This is a genomic window from Glaciecola punicea ACAM 611, from assembly GCF_000252165.1.
In the GTDB taxonomy this organism is placed as follows: domain Bacteria; phylum Pseudomonadota; class Gammaproteobacteria; order Enterobacterales; family Alteromonadaceae; genus Glaciecola; species Glaciecola punicea.
The window spans coordinates 193,993-213,436 of record NZ_BAET01000008.1; the positions used below are offsets into that span (position 1 = coordinate 193,993).

Here is a 19,444-nt window from a genome sequence, read left to right on the forward strand (position 1 = left end):
GCTACTAAACATACTAATGAATGTCGCTAAATTATACCACGCATTTATAATCGCTAAAACTACTCATAATATAGGTTTACTTTTTTACGCACATGAAACCTGACTATTACGCACCTAAATGCGTTTTAAAACTTGTCCAAACGGGCGTCAAACTCGCTGGGATGTTAAGCCTACGGCCCAGCTCGGTCCACTTTGACGGCGCATGAAAATCAGAGCCAGCTGAACCCATAAGGCCTGTTTTTAAGGCAATGTCTACCATGAGATCGTGTTTTTCCTTGGCTAAATTCGGATGTTGAACTTCCATGGCATCACCGCCGTATGATGCAAACTCTTCGGCTAAACGGCGCAGCCACTTGGTTGTCATATCGTAATGAAACGGATGCGCAATTACGGCTTTGCCGCCGGCCTCATGAATCCACTGCACAGCTTCTTGAATGCCTATCCACTGAGGTACTATATAGGCTTTTTTATCCTTGCCTAAATACTGAGTAAAAGCCTGCTGAAAATAATCGCACACGCCTTTGTCAACTAAGACTTGGGCAATGTGAGCGCGCGAGATACAGCCACTGGTTACCATATTTTGCGCAAGGGGTAATACGTCATGAATGCCTATTTTACTGAGCTTTTCGCATATTTTTTGGGCTCTTATTTGGCGTTTTTCAAGCTGCGTAGCGAGTCTTTGTACAAAAACGGGGCATTCATGATCCACCTCTAAGCCTAAAATATGAATTTCAAAGCCATGCCATCTAGTTGATATTTCGGTGCCGCTTATTAACGTAAGTTTTTGCTTATTGCGGGCTAAAATTGCGCGTGCGGGGGCTATCGCATCTATACAGTCGTGGTCGGTAATAGCGAGCACATCAACCTGCATTTGCTGCGCACGCATTAGCAATTCGGCAACGCTTAGCTTACCATCTGAATGATGAGTATGACTGTGTAAATCAATTTTCAAATATATACCTTTCCCGCGTAAAAAATGTTTTAAAGTGGTGTCTGTACAAGCAAAGAAGTGACATAAAACGAGCCCCGTATTGACGTACACAGCAGCTTACGCTTTAACTTCAACCTCAGCTTATGTGACAACTTATCGTGGTGACTTGTACCGCCCCTTTTTTATCGCATTAACAGGCGATAATCCGTAAGGGCATCAAAGTCAGTAACCATCACCACTGCACGGTGAAACATACCTTCAACTCATTTTGCATTTTACCATTTTACCATTTTACCATTTTACCATTTTACCATTTTACCATTTTGGTATTATAACGCACAATTACACACAGTGTACATTGCGCTTTTGTCCGTCCTCAAGATAGACAAAAAGTATTTTACACCGGTGATGCATTTTAATTTATATTTGTGGTTGACATTAACTGCGTTATGGTTTCTCCTATGGGCTTAGAAAACTAGCAAATTATTTGCCTTGCGGTGTTATCAATCACACCTTTACAAAGTTAATCGATAACAAGACCCCCGAGATAACGCATAAACATATTGGATATTTCATGCATTTAACACACATAATTACAATTTGTTGGTGGCACAGCCAGACTTAGGGTCAGGTTGCATGTGCGTGTTCGCATATCCAAGGCCCACATACTGGGCCTTTTTTGTTGTCAAATTTTAATACAATAAACACAAAGAAAGCCCGACAGGCATATTACCTATTGACTATACACCCTATACTAAGAGGCGCAGTAAACTATGAATTTGTCGGATTTAGGAAGCCAGCCAGGCACAGTTGAAAGTATAGTGGTTGAAGCACCGTATATTGCTAATCCATTACACGCATACCATACACTTGCTAACAAGCATTCTATACTGCTTGAATCAGCAGAAATTGACAGCAAAGACAACTTAAAGAGCCTTTTGTTGATTGACGCGGCTTTGCGTATCGAATGCAACAAAAATACAGTTGTTATTACAGCGCTGTCTGAAAATGGTCAGCCATTATTACCTTTCATAGCAGAGTTATTAAGCGATTATGCAAACCCCCAGCTACAGGCTGAGGCAGAGCATGCACAGGTCACTTTGCTTACGCTCAACTTCAATACATGCGATGTCGACCTAGACGAAGACTCACGTTTAAAGCAGCGCAGTGTATTTGATGCCCTGCGCATTATACAATCATCGCTCAAAGCGCTTCGCCAACATCCTCACGCCGTTTTTTTAGCCGGTGTGTTCGCTTATGATTTATTAGCTAATTTTGAATCTCTGCCTGAGGTGCCTGAATCGAGTAATACCTGTCCTGACTATGTGTTTTATTTGGCCGAAACACTCATACTGGTCGATCATCAAACCAACAGCACCCAAATTATTGGCAGTGTATTTAGCGGTGAAGAAGTCGCCAAGCATTACTTTTCAGTCCATCAGCGATTAGAATTCATCACTAATCAAATAGCAAAGCTGCCAGAAGCAATTAATAGCAAGACCATACTGCCTATAGACCCTTCAACGCAGGTCTCAGTGAATAAATCAGACCGAGCCTATTGTGAAGATGTGCTCGCGCTAAAAGAGAACATCCTCGACGGTGACATATTTCAAGTGGTGCCCTCGCGCACTTTTACCCTTGCTTGCCCTAATCCTTTGCTTGCTTACGGGCAGCTAAAGTTAACCAATCCGTCTCCCTACATGTTCTATATGCAAGACCATGACTTTGTTATATTCGGCGCCTCGCCTGAATCAGCGCTCAAATACGACGCAGCCACAAACTACGTTGAAATATACCCCATTGCCGGCACCCGACCGCGCGGTAAACGCAGCGATGGCAGTATTGACGTCGATTTAGACAGCCGCCTAGAACTCGATTTACAGCAAGACAACAAAGAAAAATCTGAACATATTATGCTGGTAGATTTAGCTCGCAACGATGTGGCTCGGGTGAGTAAACCCGGCACCAGACACGTTAAAGATCTGCTGAAAGTTGACCGCTACTCGCACGTTATGCATTTAGTGTCGCGCGTGGTAGGTGAACTACGCGACGATTTAGACGCGCTGCACGCTTATCAAGCCTGTATGAATATGGGAACCTTAATAGGCGCACCCAAAATTAGCGCGGCCAGCTTAATAAGACACACCGAAAAAGAAAGGCGCGGCAGCTACGGTGGCGCGGTTGGCTATTTTAACGGCTTGGGTGATTTTGATACCTGTATTGTTATCCGTTCAGCCTTTGTAAAACATAACTTAGCGCACATACAGGCCGGCGCTGGCGTGGTGAATGATTCAGTGCCGCAGTTTGAAGCTGATGAAACCACCGCAAAAGCACAGGCGGTGATATCGGCAATAAAACGCAGCAACTCGGCGGTAAGCGAAAAAACGCAAACTGCTAAAGTTTCCACATTAGTGCAAAAGGCCGATGATACGAGTCTTCAACATGATAAAAATATGCAAAAGCAAGGGAGTAAGCAGCCGTGAAGAGCCAAACCTTGAGTCACCTTAAGCTGGTACTAATAGATAACCAAGATTCGTTTACCTATAATTTAGTAGATGAGCTACGTGTGCTGGGCGTCACTCTAACGGTGTTTAGAAACAGCATAGATACGCATAAAGTAATGGATAAGCTTCACCACTATAGTCAGCTCGGCCCTACTCTTCTTATGCTATCACCGGGACCCGGTTCACCCAGCAATGCAGGTAACATGCCCGCCATTCTTGAACAAGTAAAAGGCAAATTTCCCGTGCTGGGTATCTGTTTAGGGCATCAGGCTATAGTGGAAAGTTACCACGGTAAAATAGCCAGAGCGCCGCAGGTTATGCACGGAAAATCGTCCATGATGAAGCATGATTATCCTAAACTGTTTAAAAACCTACCATCGCCTATGCCCATTGCGCGCTATCATTCCTTGGCCGCAGTGCATGTACCAGAATGTTTGCAAGTTATTGCACATATAGACGGGCTTCCCATGGCAGTGCTGCACAACAATGATAAGATGCTTGGCTTCCAATTTCATCCCGAGTCGGTACTAACTAGTCAAGGTAGCCAACTGTTATTACAAGCAATACAATATTTAATTAGTGCGCCTATTACCGCAAGCAGTGCAGATGAAACCTATGCACAAAGCGAAGGGAAATAACATGAACCCAGCATATTTTGACTTGCTTGAAACACTTTACCAAGGCGGCTCACTTAGTCAGTCGCAAAGCTACGCTATTTTCAACGATGTTATGCGCGGAGATATGGGCAATTTAGAGCTAACAGCTTTTTTAGTGGCGCTTAAACTCAAGGGTGAAACCAGTGAAGAGATAGCCGGCGCTGCTGCTGCCATGCGCGACAATGCCGTTGCATTTTCACGACCCGACTATGCGTTTAGCGATTTAGTAGGCACAGGCGGAGACGGTCACAACACTATCAATATTTCAAGTGCAGCGGCGGTAGTTGCGGCGAGCTGTGGTATTAAGGTCGCTAAACATGGTAATAGAAGTGTGTCGAGTAAATCAGGCTCTTCTGACCTATTCGCTGGTTTTGGTATCAAGCTTGATATGAGCCCGCAAACTGCTCGCAAGTGTTTAGACGAGGCTGGCTTTTGCTTTTTAGCCGCGCCCGTTTATCACACCGGTGTCAAGCATGCTATGACAGTACGTTTAGCGCTCAAAACGCGCACCTTGTTTAATGTGTTAGGCCCGTTAGCAAACCCTGCTAGTCCAAGCCATGGCATATATGGCGTATACGATCCCAAATTAGTGCCTATTTACGCGCAAACCTTATTAAACTTGGGCCATAAAAACGCCTTGGTAGTGCATGGTTCAGGCCTTGATGAAATAGCGCTGCATGGTCCATCTACAGCCATTCATGTGCATAATAACACTTTACACGAATTCACGCTCGCGCCTAGCGACTTCGGCATAAGTGAAATGCCGCTAGGTGCGATACTAGGTGATACACCTGAATATAATGTGAGCGCAATAAATAAGGTGTTTAATGGCGAGGGCGAATCTGCACACATCCATGCCATTGCGATTAACGCCGCCAGCCTGCTGTGGTTACATGACACGCAGCAGCCATTTAGAACCCACTTCAATACGGTTATGCAGGCTATTGCAGAAAAAAAACCTATGCAGACCATTTCCCATGCAGCACTTATCAGTCAAGGAGGTATATAGTGGCAAATGTGTTAGAACAGATTGTTGCGGATAAACGCGAAGAATTAATCCTAAAAAAAGAGCAGCTTCCCTTAGTGCACTTCAAAGACAAACTTACCTTAAGTGACAACTCGTTTTTTGACGCCCTAGCAGCAAAAGGCACTAGCTATATTTTCGAATGTAAAAAAGCGTCGCCTTCAAAAGGTCTAATAAGAGAAAATTTCGATCTTGATGAAATAACCGAGGCTTATCAAAAAGAAGCTGCGTGCTTTTCTGTACTAACCGACGAAAAATACTTTCAAGGTAAATTCGAGTATTTACAGTATGTAAGCAACAAAGTGTCTCAGCCAACTATTAATAAAGATTTTTTTGTAGATGAGTACCAAGTTTATTTAGCGCGCTATTTAGGCGCTAACGCTGTATTACTGATGCTGTCGGTGCTAAGCGATGAAGAATATACACATCTTGCTAGCGTAGCTCACGCTTTAAAAATGGATGTATTAACCGAAGTTAGTAACGCCCAAGAGACCGAGCGAGCGCTTGCGCTTGGTGCGAACATCATCGGCATAAACAATCGCGACTTGCGAGATTTGTCTACCGATTTGGCGACCACCGAACGTTTAGCCCCAGTTATTCGAAGTGATGCACGCTTTAAGGGTGTTATAATTTCAGAATCCGGTATTTACACGAATCAGGATGTCCGCAGACTCTCCCCGTTTGTAGACAGCTTTTTAGTCGGCAGTGCACTAATGGCTAAAGTTGACCTAAACCTAGCGGTTTCGCAACTTGTTTATGGCGACATTAAAGTGTGCGGTATCACCAGTATTGAACAAGCAAAGCTGGTGGCAGGTTTTCCGGTTAGTTATTTAGGCTTAATTTTTAGCCCAAACTCGAAGCGCTACATAAGCATGGAAACCGCGCTTGAAATTACCCAACAGGTGAAGCAGGCTTATGTGGGCGTGTTTGTTAATCAGCCCCTAGAGCAAGTGCTTGAGTATGCACACAAACTGTCTTTACGGGCGGTACAACTGCACGGCCAAGAAGGTTTACAATATACGGCAGATCTTAAAAAACTACTGCCGCCACAGTGTGAAATTTGGAAGGCAATGTCGGTAGACGTGGTTGAGTCTCAATCGATAAATGCGGCCTTTAGTACCCTTCACTCGCAAATAAACTCTGGTATATTGTCGCGTGTATTGCTGGACTGCAAAGTGGGTGAGCAAACAGGTGGCACCGGCAATAGTTTCAACTGGCGCTTGTTAGACAGCATAAAAGAAAAGTCTGCGCTTGTATTGGCAGGCGGTTTATCAAGCACCAATATTCAAGCGGCAAGCCAAATAGGCGTTGGTATTATTGATGTCAATTCAGGCATTGAAGATGCGCCTGGCATTAAAACGCAGGCTAAATTAATAGAATTGTTCGCGCTCGCGCGTTCGTAAAACGCATATAAAGAGACATATAATATGAATAAATTAGACTCAAAGTTTGGCGAATTTGGCGGTACGTATGTACCAGAACTCCTTATCCCGGCACTTGACCAATTAGAACAAGCCTTTTTAGACGCTAAAGATGATCCCGCGTTTCAGAAAGAATTTATGGATTTACTTAAAGACTATGCGGGTCGCCCTACGGCCATGACCTTGTCTAGAAACCTAGTTTCAAACCCGCTGGTAAAGCTGTATTTAAAGCGTGAAGATTTATTGCACGGCGGCGCGCACAAAACCAATCAGGTTTTGGGACAAGCGTTGTTATGCAAGCGTATGGGTAAAACCGAAGTAATTGCCGAAACAGGCGCCGGACAGCATGGCGTAGCAACCGCCCTAGCATGCGCGCTGCTTGGCTTAAAAGCGCGCATATACATGGGTGCTAAAGACGTTGAACGTCAGTCGCCCAATGTATTTAGAATGCGCTTAATGGGCGCACAAGTAATACCCGTCAATTCAGGCTCAGGCACCTTAAAAGACGCCGTAAACGAAGCAATGCGAGACTGGTCAGCCTCTTACGAAACCTCGCATTACTTGCTAGGCACCGCCGCAGGTCCTCATCCTTTCCCTACTATAGTGCGTGAATATCATCGCATGATTGGCGAAGAAACCCGTGCTCAAATTATGGAAAGAGAAGGCCGCCTGCCCGACGCCGTCGTGGCCTGCGTTGGCGGTGGCTCAAACGCCATTGGCATGTTTGCCGACTTCATCGACGAACCAAGCGTGAGGCTTATAGGCGTTGAACCAGCTGGTAAAGGCGTGCACACCAAAGAGCATGGCGCGACTATTGTTACCGGCAGCAAAGGCATACTGCACGGCGCTTACACCTACATTATGCAAGACAAAGACGGTCAAATTGAAGAGTCTTACTCGGTCAGTGCAGGACTAGACTACCCCGCGGTAGGCCCGCAGCACGCCTTTTTGCATGAAACAGGACGCGCCGAATATTACGCCGTTACCGACACCGAAGCATTAAACGCATTTAAACTCTTGTGCAAAAAAGAAGGTATTATTCCCGCGCTTGAACCATCCCACGCACTAGCGCATGCGCTGAACATGGCCGATGATGCCGAAGAAGAAATGATCATTGTGGTCAACCTGTCAGGTCGAGGCGATAAAGATCTTGAGCACGTCATTAAAATTTTAGGAGATGATTTATAATGCAGTCACCAAAAGATACTGGTCGTTATAAAACAATGTTTGCAAACTTATCGGCTAAAAAACAAGGGGCCTTTGTGCCCTTCGTGATGCTGGGCGACCCTGACTTTGAAACCTCACTTGATATCCTTCGCACATTGGTAAAGAACGGTGCAGATGCCTTAGAGCTTGGCATACCCTATTCCGACCCTATTGCCGACGGCCCGACTATTCAAAAGGCCAGCATACGCGCTTTGGGCTCGGGCATACGCCCCCATGACTGCTTTGCCATTTTGAAGCAGCTTAGAGCTGAGTATGCCGATATTCCTATCGGGTTATTATTATATAGCAACTTAGTGTTGGCAAAAGGCGTAGACACGTTCTATAAATCTGCCTTTGAAGCCGGCGTTGACTCAATTTTAATTGCCGATGTACCGCTGCGTGAAGCCCAGCGTTTTATTGACGCTGCCATAAACAACAGCATTCAACAAATACTCATTGCCCCGCCTAACGCGAGTGACGAAACCCTGTCTTTAATTGGCGAAAAATCTAGTGGCTACACTTATTTACTTGGCCGCTCGGGTGTTACTGGAGCTGAATCGGCGGTTGAAATACCTGCTGCAGAACTTGTGGCTAAACTGGAAAAGTACAAAGTAGCGCCGCCTTTAATCGGCTTTGGTATATCAACGCCGCAGCAGGTGAGTTCAGCCATTCAAGCAGGCGCAGCAGGCGCTATATCAGGCTCAGCCACGGTGAATATAATTGCTAAAAACTTAGCTAACAGCAAAGACATGCACCAGCAGCTAGGCGAATTCGTGGCCACCATGAAAGCAGCCACGCATTTATAAAAGGAAGTCAGCATGTATTATATGATTTATGCGCAAGACGTGCCAAACAGCTTGGGAAATCGCTTAAAAGCACGCCCTGACCACGTGGCAAGACTTACCTTATTGGCCAATGAAGGCAGGCTGCTCGCCGCTGGGCCGACCCCGGCGATAGATGCCCACGACCCTGGCCCTGCGGGATTTACCGGTTCTCTTATTGTGGCTGAGTTTGGAAGTCTTGAGCAGGCACAACAATGGGCCGATGCCGACCCTTACATTAGCGCCGGCGTATATGAAAAAGTAACGGTGAAGCCGTTTAAAAAGGTACTTCCTTAACAACAACCGCTGGATTAAGGATAGGCAATACCTATTGTTAATTAATCCAGCTTTTTTAGCCATTCAGCCGAGGCAAAATCTGACTATTGAGGAAGCTCAGCGGCAGTAGGCGTGACCAAGTCTTTATTATCTCCCGACAGCAAAATAGCGAGCCATCTGCTGCTTTCTTGCGACTCTAAACCAATCTTAACGACCATGGTTAGCGGCACAGATAGCAGCATGCCCACTGTGCCAAGTAGCCAGCCCCAAAATATTAAAGATAGAAATACCACCAAGGTAGACAAGCCCAAGCCTTTGCCCATAAAGCGTGGCTCTATTAAATTGCCCATTACCATGTTCACCGTTATAAAGCCTAGGCCTGCTAATCCGGCTTGTACAAAACCAAATTCAACAAAGGCCATAAGCACCGCCGGTATCGCCGCAATAATTGAGCCTATATTAGGAATAAAGTTGAGCATAAAAGATAGCACCGCCCACAGCATATAGTGGTCAACGCCTAAAAAATATAGCCATGCACCTATAATGATACCCGTTGCTACGCTCACCATCATTTTAATAACTAGATATTGATTAACCGATTTCAAAAACCGGTCTATGTGAGGAAGCTTCATGTCGGGATCTGAAAACGCAATGTGCACTCGTCTAGGCATAGTCTCGGCTTCAAAAAGCATGAAAATAACGGTGAGTAAAATAAGAAATACGTTTGAGAGCACCGCGCCCATACCTGCGATAAAGTTAGTCGCGACGGTCATCGCCATGGCTGGATCGAGGTAGTTAACGACAATACTTTCGTCAATATGAATATTTACCAGCGCCATTTTACTCACTATCCATGCAAATTCACCCGAGAGCTGTTCTTTGTAATTCGGCAAGTTAGCCCGAAACTCTGCCATTGACTGGGTAATTAATCCTGCCAACATAAATCCAATCACTACTATTAGGAGTATTACAAAGGTGACGGACAGCCATCGAGGCACTTTGTATTGGCTTGACCAATTAATGAGTGGGCTGACCGCAATCGCAATAAAAACAGATAATAAAAAGGGCACTAACACGACACTGGCAGCTTTAATGCCCGCCAGAACGATGATCACACTGGCCATTAGGATAAATGCTTTTATTACGGGTGTATTACTTTCCATTTTATTTCCAAGGTGGGTTAGGATTTTTCAATACCGTCGCATGGCAAAATCGTTAAGGCAGTATACATTTATTTTTTGTGTATCTGATTTTTCAATGAAGCGTTTTTACGGCAATTTTTAACAACTCAACGTTGCAACAGTTTTCACTAACGCAGTATTATCAAGGAATACAATATTTTATGAATCTTAATCTTGCCACTATTCGCATTAAAAATCTTAGGCTACGCACTTACATTGGTATCAATGAAGATGAGATAAAAAATCAGCAAGATGTCGTAATAAATATATTAATTCATTACGATGCAAAACAGGCCTCCGACACAGACCAAATGCAAGACGCTCTAAATTATAAAACAATTACTAAAGCAATCATACGTTTGGTCGAAGACAACCGGTTTTCATTACTAGAAAAGCTTACCGCAGATATTTTGGCTGTAGCCGCTGAACACCCATCGGTTACTTTCGCAGAGGCTGAAGTCGATAAACCGCACGCACTGCGTTTTTCTGACTCAGTTTCTTTAGCACTTTCATGCACCAAAGATTAAAGAGAGAATAATCATGCAACATGTGCTTATTTCAGGCGGTACTGGACTTATTGGCAGGCGCTTAATTAAAAACCTGCAGGACAAATACAAAATAACCGTGATTAGTCGCGATCCAAGCCGCGCTAAGCGTCTTTTAGGAGATAACATAGGCACCGTGAGCCTTGGTGAAATTTCACATATAAACGACTACAGCGCTATTATCAATTTAGCCGGTGAGCCTATCGCGGATAAGCGCTGGACCGATAATCAAAAGCAAGTCATTTGTGACTCTCGCTGGGACATTACCACCCGCCTCGTTGACCTAATTAACAATGCCCGCGACAAGCCTGAGGTATTCATTAGTGGTTCAGCGGTTGGCGTATACGGGCGTCAAGGAGATACTCCTATAGATGAAGACTTTGAAGACTATCACGACGAATTTTCATCGCAGGTGTGTCGCAAGTGGGAGAGCATTGCGCTTGGCGCACAAACCCGCGTATGTATCGCCCGTACAGGTATTGTACTAGACGAAAACGGCGGTGCATTAGCCAAAATGATTATGCCGTTTAGATTAGGCCTAGGCGGTCCTATTAGCGCTGGCACCCAGTTTATGTCATGGATTCATATTGAGGATATGGTTAAAGCCCTCGAATTTATGCTGACCAACGGCAAATGCAAGGGCCCTTATAATTTTACCGCGCCTAACCCTAACACCAACGCATTTTTCTCGATTAAACTGGCCAAACGCTTAGACAGGCCCTGCATATTCAGGGTGCCAAAAGTGGTCATTAAAACCCTCATGGGCGAATCGTCTGACTTAGTCCTTTATGGGCAAAAAGTGCTGCCCGAACGCTTAATGGCGGCAGGATTTACCTTTAGCTACCCTACCCTTGAGGAAGCTTTAAACGCTTTAGACATATAAGTAGTGCCTTTAAGCTTACTCTTGGCTCTTAGGTAAATATTGAATGCTATTAGCCACCTGCTTAGGTTTACCGCCGGTGTCGTTATCTTTTTGGGTAGCGGCACCGGCGATTTCTGTCGGCAATAAATTTATTGGTGATATTTTCTTAGATAAGCACACCAGTGGTTCTGTCAAACCTATATTCAATTGCGTTTGGGTAGTTTCCCGTTGAAGAAATGATATTGTTTGTAACCACTGTCTGGGGGGCTGCTTTCTATACCAATACCCACGTCAGCAAAAGGATGCGAAGTGGCGGTATGAATAATAAGGTTGTTGCTAATAATGCTACTTTCTTTGCTGGGCTGGCTATACTTTTGAACGTGTTGTTTTGCACTATCCAATCTACCGAGCGATGCACATCTGTTCCAACAATATAGAAATAAGGCCCTATTCCTGCAGTAAAAAGAATCATAAGTTTAGCATCGTCTAGTTAAAAATACCGTTCAATCAATCAATAATTAATACTAAGGGCCAGTTTCATGCTGGTGCGTCATTTGTTAGTCTTGTTTAGTGGGCAGGGAACTAGAGCTTACGCAAAATTAGCCTGCTTGTAACTAGGCGCGCTATAACGTTTGGGTTTGGCCTTTTAGATATTGCCTTAAACAACGCAGCTTTATCAATTAGTTGCTTGGCAAGTTTCTATACTTGAAGCGTGCCGAGTAAACCTGAACTTAAAATAATCTCAAGGAGAGACAATATGCAAGAATTAAAATGTGATCAAGTAACAATTGTAAGCGGTGGAATATTTGGGAACGTACTCATTGGCGTTGCACTGGGGTATGTAGGAGAAAGAATAATTAACAGTGGAAGTAGCAGCTTCAGTAATCACATAAATAGCTTTAGTTCGAGAAACCATAGTGGAAGCAACAGTTTCTTTTTGATAAACAGACATCGTTTCAACTCAACGATTTAGTATTTACTTAATGTAGGTAGGGCTCTTTATTTTGCCCTATCTTGTTCACTAAGCTATAAAGATTAGGTACACATGAAATTTTTATTTTTTATTTTTATTGGATTTTTGACATCAATTATTCTTGACCGGTTTTTTGATTTTTCATTTTTAATCGAAATGAGTATCCTGGGTATTATTATCGTAATAGTCTATTTGACTGATAAGTACCTCGTAAAAAAGAAAGGATCTAAGGATCAGGTTCGTTGAGCGCTAAATAGCGCTTATTTCAAAACGACTGTTCATAGGCACAGACAAATTTAAACTAATATTTCAGTGCATATACGGGATTTTATTTTTAATGAGCTTGACCCTTAGGCCCCCTCAACAATACCGCCAGCGCTACTAAGCCACCTTCTTATTGTTTATATAACACCTCTGCGTTAGCGAATAACGCCCTTTTCATTTAGGTTATCTTCCTTTTAGTCAAAGTAACTCGACCTTCTTTTAAGTGGTTGGGTTTGTCAGCTTCGCTGGGCAAACAAAAAAGGCCAAGTCAATGACTTGGCCTTAATAGTACCTAAAACTGATTAGTTACGAACAACAGCAGGGTTAGTTACCACTATGGTGGCTGTACCGTCTTGTGCAGAAGCAAAAAACTGTGCCAGCTGTAGCTGCATTTCAACCGTGGTTGGCGCACTTGGTACTGGCGATAGTAGCGAACCATGAGAGCCGGCTATAAACCGCACAAGTCCACTGCCTGAACTTGTAGTGCTCACTCCTTGTAGACCAATTAGGCGAGCTAGCGCTTCGGTGCCAGAAAGAGGTGGTACAAAGTTCGGAATAGTTTGGTCGGGCAAGGCTGTGCTGCCGTCGTCGTTGGTGCCACCACCAACAACCTCTGCCATATATACCGGAGTAGTTTGCGCCCCAAGAATACTTGCATAAGTATTAGGGTCGCCCGCATCTAGCATCGTTTGTGCAGCATAGGCAAATTGACCAAATAATGCAGCAGCGCTTGCTTGTTGCTGCTCATTAAACCCTGAAGAAAACGCAGCATAAGCACCTGGTATGGCAGCCGTTACCGATAATTCGTTTTCTGCGGCAAACTGACCTAAGAATGCTTGAAATTCGGTTGATGAGGCAGCAAACAACGAGCCTTTAACTAAATTACCAAACGATCCCGACTCTAATAAGAAACCAGCAATACCGCCACCGGGAACTTTTAAGCCTGCACCTTTAAATGCGTACATACTGTCAAAATCAGCTAATGCAGGATTCACCTGAGCGAGGCTTTCGTTAGCCATAGCAACGGCGGTATGTCCAACAATAGCGCCTAAAGATTGCCCAGCCAGATACACATTAGACACATCTAAGTCAACGCTACCGGAGGCATCTACCACTGCGTTTAAACCTAATCTTAGGCCCATTAAATCAACCACACCTTGGCGGTTATTATCGCGAGAAGACAATAAACTTGCCAAGTTAAAGTAGTCCGTTGTAGACCCACCAGCACCGTTTGTAGCGTTAACAATAGTGCCATCTTCTAATACAAACCCGCGCTCTCCGTGTAGAGGTTGATCAATTGCAACAGTTGCAAAACCAGCCAATGAGAGTGTGCCGCTAGCTGCCAACATTGCTTCTTTACTACTTGTAATACCATGAGCTAGTATCACTACAGGCCAACCTGCATCAGGTTTGCTTATTGCTGTAACCGCAGGATTAAGGGCAGCAAGAGCGGAAATTAAGTTGACGTCTGGCACCGATATTTGAACATTGAGCGTTTCTGAACCATCAACATTACGACCTTTGGCTCTAGGAATAGGACTGTAACGGGTTAAATGTCGGCTATCAAGAATGCCTAAACCCGAAACATCTAGGTCAAGTAAATTACCGCCAGACGCTGCCTGACAATAATCATTTAAAGGTCCAACAGGTAACGAGCCGTTGGCAATGAGAGTCGGAATATTGGCCGCACCAATTCCTTGTAATGCAACGCCGTTAGAACAAGCTGCTTGCCAGCTGTCTGTTAATGGCTGGGTTGGGCTTAAATAATAAGGTAAGTCGATTGTCCCTTTAGTCACCTGAGCAGAACATAGTAGGCCAAAAGTCGAAAAGGTAGCTGTTGCTGTAGCAAACAACGGTGAATCTTGGTTATTTAGTGTTGCAAGAAGTCCTCCACAGGTGCCTAAGCCTACAGCTTGTAATCCTCCAAAACGTTCAGCGCCTAAGAATAATGGCGCCACAACGTCAAAAGCCGTTTTTGGTGATGATGCATCTACCACAATGGCAGGCAAAAGCTTACCCGCCGCCGCTGTTGCCGCTCCAACATCGCCACCTCCCGCTAAGGCAGCACCAAAGGCTTGAGCAAAACCACCAATTTGTAAGCCTTTTATGGTGTTGAAAATGCCAGTGGTGGTTTGAGTCGTAAATGTTGAGCTATAGATAATAGAATCTACGGCAACACCACCTTGACCAACAATAACCGACTCATAAGAATTTATAAGCCCCTGTAGTGCTAACTGTGCATCTGAAGCAAGCGGCAATGACCCACTAGGCTGACGTACTAAATCATAGGTTGTTGAGCCTTGTAATGATTGACCGTCACTCGCTTTGAGCCCGTCAGTTAGCACAACGTAATAGCTTGTAGCGCCGTCAAAGGCTTTTAATGGAACAATATTAATGTTGTTGCCTGATGCTTGGGCTACAAAATCCTCGCCAAAATTGAGTTCATTATATATTTTGCACCCAGTTAACGGGAGCGCACTAGTACAGTCTGGATCTCTTAGATCGCCACCAATGGCGCCCCTAAATATCCTCACTGAGCCGGGCGTAGCAACAGACCCTGCATCTAAACTAATCCCATCAGGGTGAGCGGTAGATATCGCAAATGCCGCCTGCGTGCTCCACCCATCTTGAGCACCAAGAGCAATACCAGGTTCGGCGTAGTTGGCAACCCCCTCATTGAGTGCTCTAGATGCTACCTCTGCAGGAAGCTCAAGTGTGCCATCTTGCGTTTGGCCAGCTAATGCAAATAACAAATCAGTAGGCACGGGTAAAACACCGTTGGAAGGGTCAAACATGACTCGTGATGCAGGTCTTTCAGGTGTTACCTCTGCTTGTAGATCTTCAATCGTTTCTGTGCCACATCCAGCTAAACCTAAGGCAGTCACAACACACGTGCTCACTAACAGTTTTTTCATTCTATCTCCCACTTCTTATGTAGATATGTAATTAATTATTTTATGCATACGGCTTAAAAACACACGCTAATGCTAAGTACTAGTATGACCAGTTAATATAGCGACCTGTATTATTGACTTTATGTTCAATTTGCAAAGTGTTTGTAAACGTAATGTAATAAAACCGCACTATCGCCCGCTATGTACTCGTGTAGTCTTTATATATATTTCATATACTGCGCTATTTTTCGCGACCTTTCATCTTATCTTCAAGCGGCGCAGCTTGCGCAAATTTACGGCGATCAGCAAAAGCGCGTTCTTCTATGATATATTGACCCACTTTCAGGCACATAGAGTATTTTATGAGTTCAACCCTGCAAGCCGCACTGTGGATGCTGGGCGCAATATTTAGTTTTACCACCATGGCGATTGCAGGACGAGAACTCAGCGCTAATTTTGATACCTTTGAAATTATGCTGTATCGCTCAGCTATTGGCCTGCTGATTGTGCTAGTGATACTGTATGCAAGTGGTGCACACAGCAAAATTGGGATTGGCGCCTGGCGCACTCATCTAGTACGCAATGTCTTTCATTTTACCGGTCAGAACCTGTGGTTTTTTTCGCTAAGTGTTATTCCCTTAGCACAGGTTTTTGCGCTGGAATTTACCTCGCCACTGTGGGTTATTTTGCTTGCGCCCTTTTTACTAGGTGAACGTCTTACCCTCACACGCTCTATTGCCGCTCTTATGGGCTTTTTGGGGATATTAATTGTGACGCGCCCTTCTGTTGATAATTTACATCCTGGCGTTTTTGCCGCCGCAGCGTGCGCATTCTTCTTTGCGCTTACCTACATATTTACCAAACGCTTAACGCGCACCGAAAGTATCGGGACAATTATGTTCTATCTTTGTGTTCTGCAGCTTATTTTTGGTGTAATTTGCGCCGGTTACGATGGTGACATTGCCGCGCCTAGCAAAGCAGATATACCTTTACTAAGCCTGCTTGCCTGCTGCGGACTATTAGCCCATTTTTGTATCACAAAAGCGCTCACCATAGCGCCAGCGACCTTTGTTGCCCCACTTGATTTTGTGCGCCTTCCCATTGTTGCGATAGCGGCAATGGTCATTTATAAAGAAGCGATTGACGTGTGGGTTATTGTAGGGGCCATTGTTATATTTGCTGGCAACTACCTGAATGTATGGGTGGAAACGCGCAAGCGCACGCAAGTATAAACTCGTGTGCGCCTACCATTTTGTTCAGGGCATTATAAAGGAGGCTAATTGGCAGCAGGTGAAAAACCTACACACCTGAGATCATAACAGTGATCAGCCTGCAGATATAAAACCTGGCTACCTCAAACCTTAAAGCTTCACCTATACCATTTTACGCAACAAATGCGCGGTGTTCAGCGACAACAGTCGCCAGCAGCTTAACGCGCCCAGCAGACCAACAACCAATGCACCCACTAGCGGAGCAATTATCCAGTATTCAAAATGCAGCGAAAATGGCATTTGAAAGACCAATGTTTGCAGTAAGTATAAGCTGAATTCATTCGCTAATGCGGCCATTAAGCCTGCCACCCCGCCAATAATAAAGAATTCGTTTATGACACTAAAACGTATGCTGATGCCTTTTAAACCCAAGGTGCGTAAAATGGCAAGCTCTTCTAGGCGCTCATCCATGCTGGCCTGCACTTGGGCCACTAGCACTAAGGAGCCTGCCACTAAGACCAATATTAAAATAAACTCAACGGCCATAGACACCTGATCAATAATTTCGCGCACCTGATTAATGCGGGCGTCTACGTCAAATAAAGTCACGCTGGCAAACGGCGCCATAAGCGCAGCTATTTCATTTTTGCGCGACTCATCTAAATTAAAACTAGTGATGTAGGTGGCACTGAAGTTTTCCATTGCTTTAGGATGAAGCACAAAAAAGAAATTAGGCTGCAGAGTTTGCCAGTTTACTTTACGCATGCTGGTCACTTCGGCGTTAATGATTTCACTGCCTAAATTAAAGGTTAACGTGTCGCCCAATTCAATGTTTAACCTGCCGGCTATTTCGGTTTCAACTGACAGCGGCACCGGTTCGCCTTCTTGCCAGTTGTCGTGCCACTTACCGTCTACAATTTCATTGCCGCTTTGCAGCACCGTGGTCCAGCTTAAATTTGCCTCGCGGCCAAGGCCCTGGCGTCCATCGTTAGCTGCCTCTTCACCCTCTTTGGTCACGTCGGTACGTACTTTGTCATCATTAATCGCCACAAAGCGACCGCGCGCGACGGGGTAAAATTTCTCGTAGCTTACGTTATTGGCAGTAAAGTGTTCTTTAAGACCTTCTTTTTGCGCTTCGGTAATATTAGCAACAAAATAATTTGGCGTACCTTCTGGCAGCTGGTCGCGCCACTGCTTAACCAAGTCGTTACGCATCACCAGCACTACTAACAACAGCATTATGGTAATAGCAAAACTAATTAGCTGGACCGAGTTACCCATAGCACGGCGTCTAATTCTGGCCCATGCCAAGGTCCATGCGCCCATGCTGCCGCTGCCTAATTTTCTACCCACAATAATGAGTACGTGCGTCATCAGCAGTAAGCTTGCAACCAACACAATACCACCTGCAAACAAAATGCCACTTATTTTTAAATTACCGCTATATACCCACATCAGTAAAAATACAGCGCCGCCTGACAAAGCAAACTGTAGCACTTTTGACGACACTGTTGAGCTTATGTCTCGACGAAGCACGCGCAACGGCGGCACCGAAAACAGCTGTAACAAGGGGTATAAAGAAAACAGCAAAGCACAGGTAACGCCGGTAAATACCGCAATTCCAAGGGGGCGCCAGTACCATGTATTTAAGGCAACCTCTACTTGGCCCTGCAGACCAACCGCCACCGCCTGCTGAATTAGGTAGCCCACAATACTACCAAGCATAATGCCCAACAGCGTAATAAAGCTGATTTGAATCAGGTAAATAGTTCTTACCATTGATTTACCCGCGCCCAGGGTTTTCATTATTGCCACAGGGTCAAAATGACGCTGACTAAAACGCTGGGCCGCCACCGCGATAGACACCGCCGCTAATACAATCGCCAACAGACTTGCCAGCAAGAAAAACTCTTCGGCGCGCGCAATTGAATTGCCTATCGCCGATTCATCATCTTCAATACTGGTCCACCGGTGCACTTCTCGATTCATCTGCGGACGTAGCCAATTATAATAGTCGTCTAAGTCGCTAGGCTCGCCGGCAAAATAATATTTGTATCGGACTCTACTGCCCGGGCCCGTAATTTTGGTTTGCTCAATATCGAGCTGATTCATTAGCAAGGTTGGGTCGGTGTTAAATACGCTAAACCCAGCGTCAGGGATTTCACTCAAGATTTGGGTCACTTTGAGCTTTGCTTCGCCTACTTCTACTTCATCACCAATATTAAGGGCTAACACCTGCATTAAACGCGAGTCGGCCCATACTTCGCCAGCGGGCACTGATTGCGAAGTGACAATACCTTCACCAAAAGGTATGTCAGCTAATTTTACACTGCCTTTTAGCGGATACGCCGCGTCAACCGCTCGAACATCTGATAGTGCTAACTCGTCACCGGCGAATACCATAGAGCGTGTGGACAGCTGAAATGCCGTGCTTAAATTATACTTGCTGGCCTCTTCAATCCACAGAGGATCGACCGGCGCTCTTGCGCGAAGCTGACTATCGGCGGCAATAAATTCGGCGCTGCGATCGGTGAGTGCCTGCTGCAGGCGCTCTGAGAATAAGGATAGGGACAGTACTGACGCTACCGCCAATATTATTGCTAACAATATGATTGTTAGTTCGCCACGCCGCGCTTCATGCTTAAATAAGCGCCATGCTAAATTAAAAGCCATCA

14 protein-coding genes are annotated in these 19,444 nt (G+C 44.9%); 10 read left to right on the forward strand and 4 right to left on the reverse strand.

The window, feature by feature from the left end; translation table 11 throughout:
- Nucleotides 1-106: 106 nt before the first annotated feature.
- Nucleotides 107-952 carry a PHP domain-containing protein gene (locus GPUN_RS05395; protein ID WP_006004214.1) on the reverse strand — a complete coding sequence of 282 codons (846 nt, stop codon included), beginning with the start codon at nt 950-952 and terminating at the stop codon, nt 107-109.
- 752 nt (nt 953-1,704) lie between these two features.
- Between GPUN_RS05395 and GPUN_RS05400 the strand changes: the two genes are divergently transcribed.
- Genes GPUN_RS05400 through GPUN_RS05430 form a run of 7 tightly spaced genes read left to right on the forward strand, consistent with a single transcriptional unit; the run spans nt 1,705 to nt 8,860 of the window.
- Complete coding sequence (locus GPUN_RS05400; RefSeq protein WP_006004215.1) at nt 1,705-3,414, forward strand: anthranilate synthase component 1; 1,710 nt, start codon at nt 1,705-1,707, stop codon at nt 3,412-3,414.
- Entirely contained in the window at nt 3,411-4,073 is a 663-nt protein-coding gene (locus GPUN_RS05405) for an aminodeoxychorismate/anthranilate synthase component II (RefSeq protein ID WP_006004216.1), read from the forward strand. The genes GPUN_RS05400 and GPUN_RS05405 overlap by 4 nt, the downstream gene beginning before the upstream one ends.
- A 1-nt stretch (nt 4,074) precedes the next feature.
- Nucleotides 4,075-5,100 carry an anthranilate phosphoribosyltransferase gene (gene trpD, locus GPUN_RS05410; protein WP_006004217.1) on the forward strand — a complete coding sequence of 342 codons (1,026 nt, stop codon included), beginning with the start codon at nt 4,075-4,077 and terminating at the stop codon, nt 5,098-5,100.
- Nucleotides 5,100-6,518 carry a bifunctional indole-3-glycerol-phosphate synthase TrpC/phosphoribosylanthranilate isomerase TrpF gene (gene trpCF / locus GPUN_RS05415; protein WP_006004218.1) on the forward strand — a complete coding sequence of 473 codons (1,419 nt, stop codon included), beginning with the start codon at nt 5,100-5,102 and terminating at the stop codon, nt 6,516-6,518. Before trpD ends, trpCF begins: the two co-directional genes overlap by 1 nt.
- 24 nt (nt 6,519-6,542) lie before the next feature.
- Nucleotides 6,543-7,724, forward strand: a complete 1,182-nt coding sequence (trpB, locus tag GPUN_RS05420; RefSeq protein ID WP_006004219.1) for a tryptophan synthase subunit beta — start codon at nt 6,543-6,545, stop codon at nt 7,722-7,724.
- On the forward strand, nt 7,724-8,548 hold the full coding sequence (gene trpA / locus GPUN_RS05425; RefSeq protein WP_006004220.1) for a tryptophan synthase subunit alpha: 825 nt from the start codon (nt 7,724-7,726) through the stop codon (nt 8,546-8,548). Before trpB ends, trpA begins: the two co-directional genes overlap by 1 nt.
- 12 nt (nt 8,549-8,560) lie before the next feature.
- Entirely contained in the window at nt 8,561-8,860 is a 300-nt protein-coding gene (locus GPUN_RS05430; RefSeq protein WP_006004221.1) for a YciI family protein, read from the forward strand.
- A gap of 83 nt (nt 8,861-8,943) precedes the next feature.
- On the opposite strand, the gene GPUN_RS05435 is transcribed toward GPUN_RS05430, so the two are convergent.
- Complete coding sequence (locus tag GPUN_RS05435) at nt 8,944-10,002, reverse strand: AI-2E family transporter (protein WP_006004222.1); 1,059 nt, start codon at nt 10,000-10,002, stop codon at nt 8,944-8,946.
- A gap of 179 nt (nt 10,003-10,181) precedes the next feature.
- Between GPUN_RS05435 and folX the strand changes: the two genes are divergently transcribed.
- Both folX and GPUN_RS05445 read left to right on the forward strand, forming a co-directional pair.
- Complete coding sequence (gene folX / locus GPUN_RS05440; protein WP_006004223.1) at nt 10,182-10,547, forward strand: dihydroneopterin triphosphate 2'-epimerase; 366 nt, start codon at nt 10,182-10,184, stop codon at nt 10,545-10,547.
- Between the two features lie 13 nt (nt 10,548-10,560).
- Nucleotides 10,561-11,448 (forward strand): TIGR01777 family oxidoreductase, encoded by an 888-nt coding sequence (locus GPUN_RS05445; RefSeq protein WP_006004224.1) that lies wholly within the window; start codon nt 10,561-10,563, stop codon nt 11,446-11,448.
- A 1,518-nt stretch (nt 11,449-12,966) separates the two neighbouring features.
- Here the strand turns inward: GPUN_RS05445 and GPUN_RS05455 are convergent.
- On the reverse strand, nt 12,967-15,579 hold the full coding sequence (locus GPUN_RS05455) for a VolA/Pla-1 family phospholipase (RefSeq protein WP_006004227.1): 2,613 nt from the start codon (nt 15,577-15,579) through the stop codon (nt 12,967-12,969).
- 341 nt (nt 15,580-15,920) lie between these two features.
- Between GPUN_RS05455 and GPUN_RS05460 the strand changes: the two genes are divergently transcribed.
- Nucleotides 15,921-16,790 carry a DMT family transporter gene (locus GPUN_RS05460; RefSeq protein WP_006004229.1) on the forward strand — a complete coding sequence of 290 codons (870 nt, stop codon included), beginning with the start codon at nt 15,921-15,923 and terminating at the stop codon, nt 16,788-16,790.
- A gap of 141 nt (nt 16,791-16,931) precedes the next feature.
- Here the strand turns inward: GPUN_RS05460 and GPUN_RS05465 are convergent, their stop codons facing one another.
- On the reverse strand, nt 16,932-19,442 hold the full coding sequence (locus GPUN_RS05465; RefSeq protein ID WP_006004231.1) for an ABC transporter permease: 2,511 nt from the start codon (nt 19,440-19,442) through the stop codon (nt 16,932-16,934).
- Nucleotides 19,443-19,444 lie beyond the last annotated feature (2 nt).

Coding starts and splice junctions, on each gene's coding strand:
- GPUN_RS05465 (WP_006004231.1), bottom strand. CDS start 19,442: ATGGCTTTTAATTTAGCATGGCGCTTATTTAAGCATGAAGCGCGGCGT.
- trpB (WP_006004219.1), top strand. CDS start 6,543: ATGAATAAATTAGACTCAAAGTTTGGCGAATTTGGCGGTACGTATGTA.
- folX (WP_006004223.1), top strand. CDS start 10,182: ATGAATCTTAATCTTGCCACTATTCGCATTAAAAATCTTAGGCTACGC.
- trpA (WP_006004220.1), top strand. CDS start 7,724: ATGCAGTCACCAAAAGATACTGGTCGTTATAAAACAATGTTTGCAAAC.
- GPUN_RS05435 (WP_006004222.1), bottom strand. CDS start 10,002: ATGGAAAGTAATACACCCGTAATAAAAGCATTTATCCTAATGGCCAGT.
- GPUN_RS05400 (WP_006004215.1), top strand. CDS start 1,705: ATGAATTTGTCGGATTTAGGAAGCCAGCCAGGCACAGTTGAAAGTATA.
- GPUN_RS05445 (WP_006004224.1), top strand. CDS start 10,561: ATGCAACATGTGCTTATTTCAGGCGGTACTGGACTTATTGGCAGGCGC.
- GPUN_RS05430 (WP_006004221.1), top strand. CDS start 8,561: ATGTATTATATGATTTATGCGCAAGACGTGCCAAACAGCTTGGGAAAT.
- GPUN_RS05455 (WP_006004227.1), bottom strand. CDS start 15,579: ATGAAAAAACTGTTAGTGAGCACGTGTGTTGTGACTGCCTTAGGTTTA.
- trpD (WP_006004217.1), top strand. CDS start 4,075: ATGAACCCAGCATATTTTGACTTGCTTGAAACACTTTACCAAGGCGGC.
- GPUN_RS05460 (WP_006004229.1), top strand. CDS start 15,921: ATGAGTTCAACCCTGCAAGCCGCACTGTGGATGCTGGGCGCAATATTT.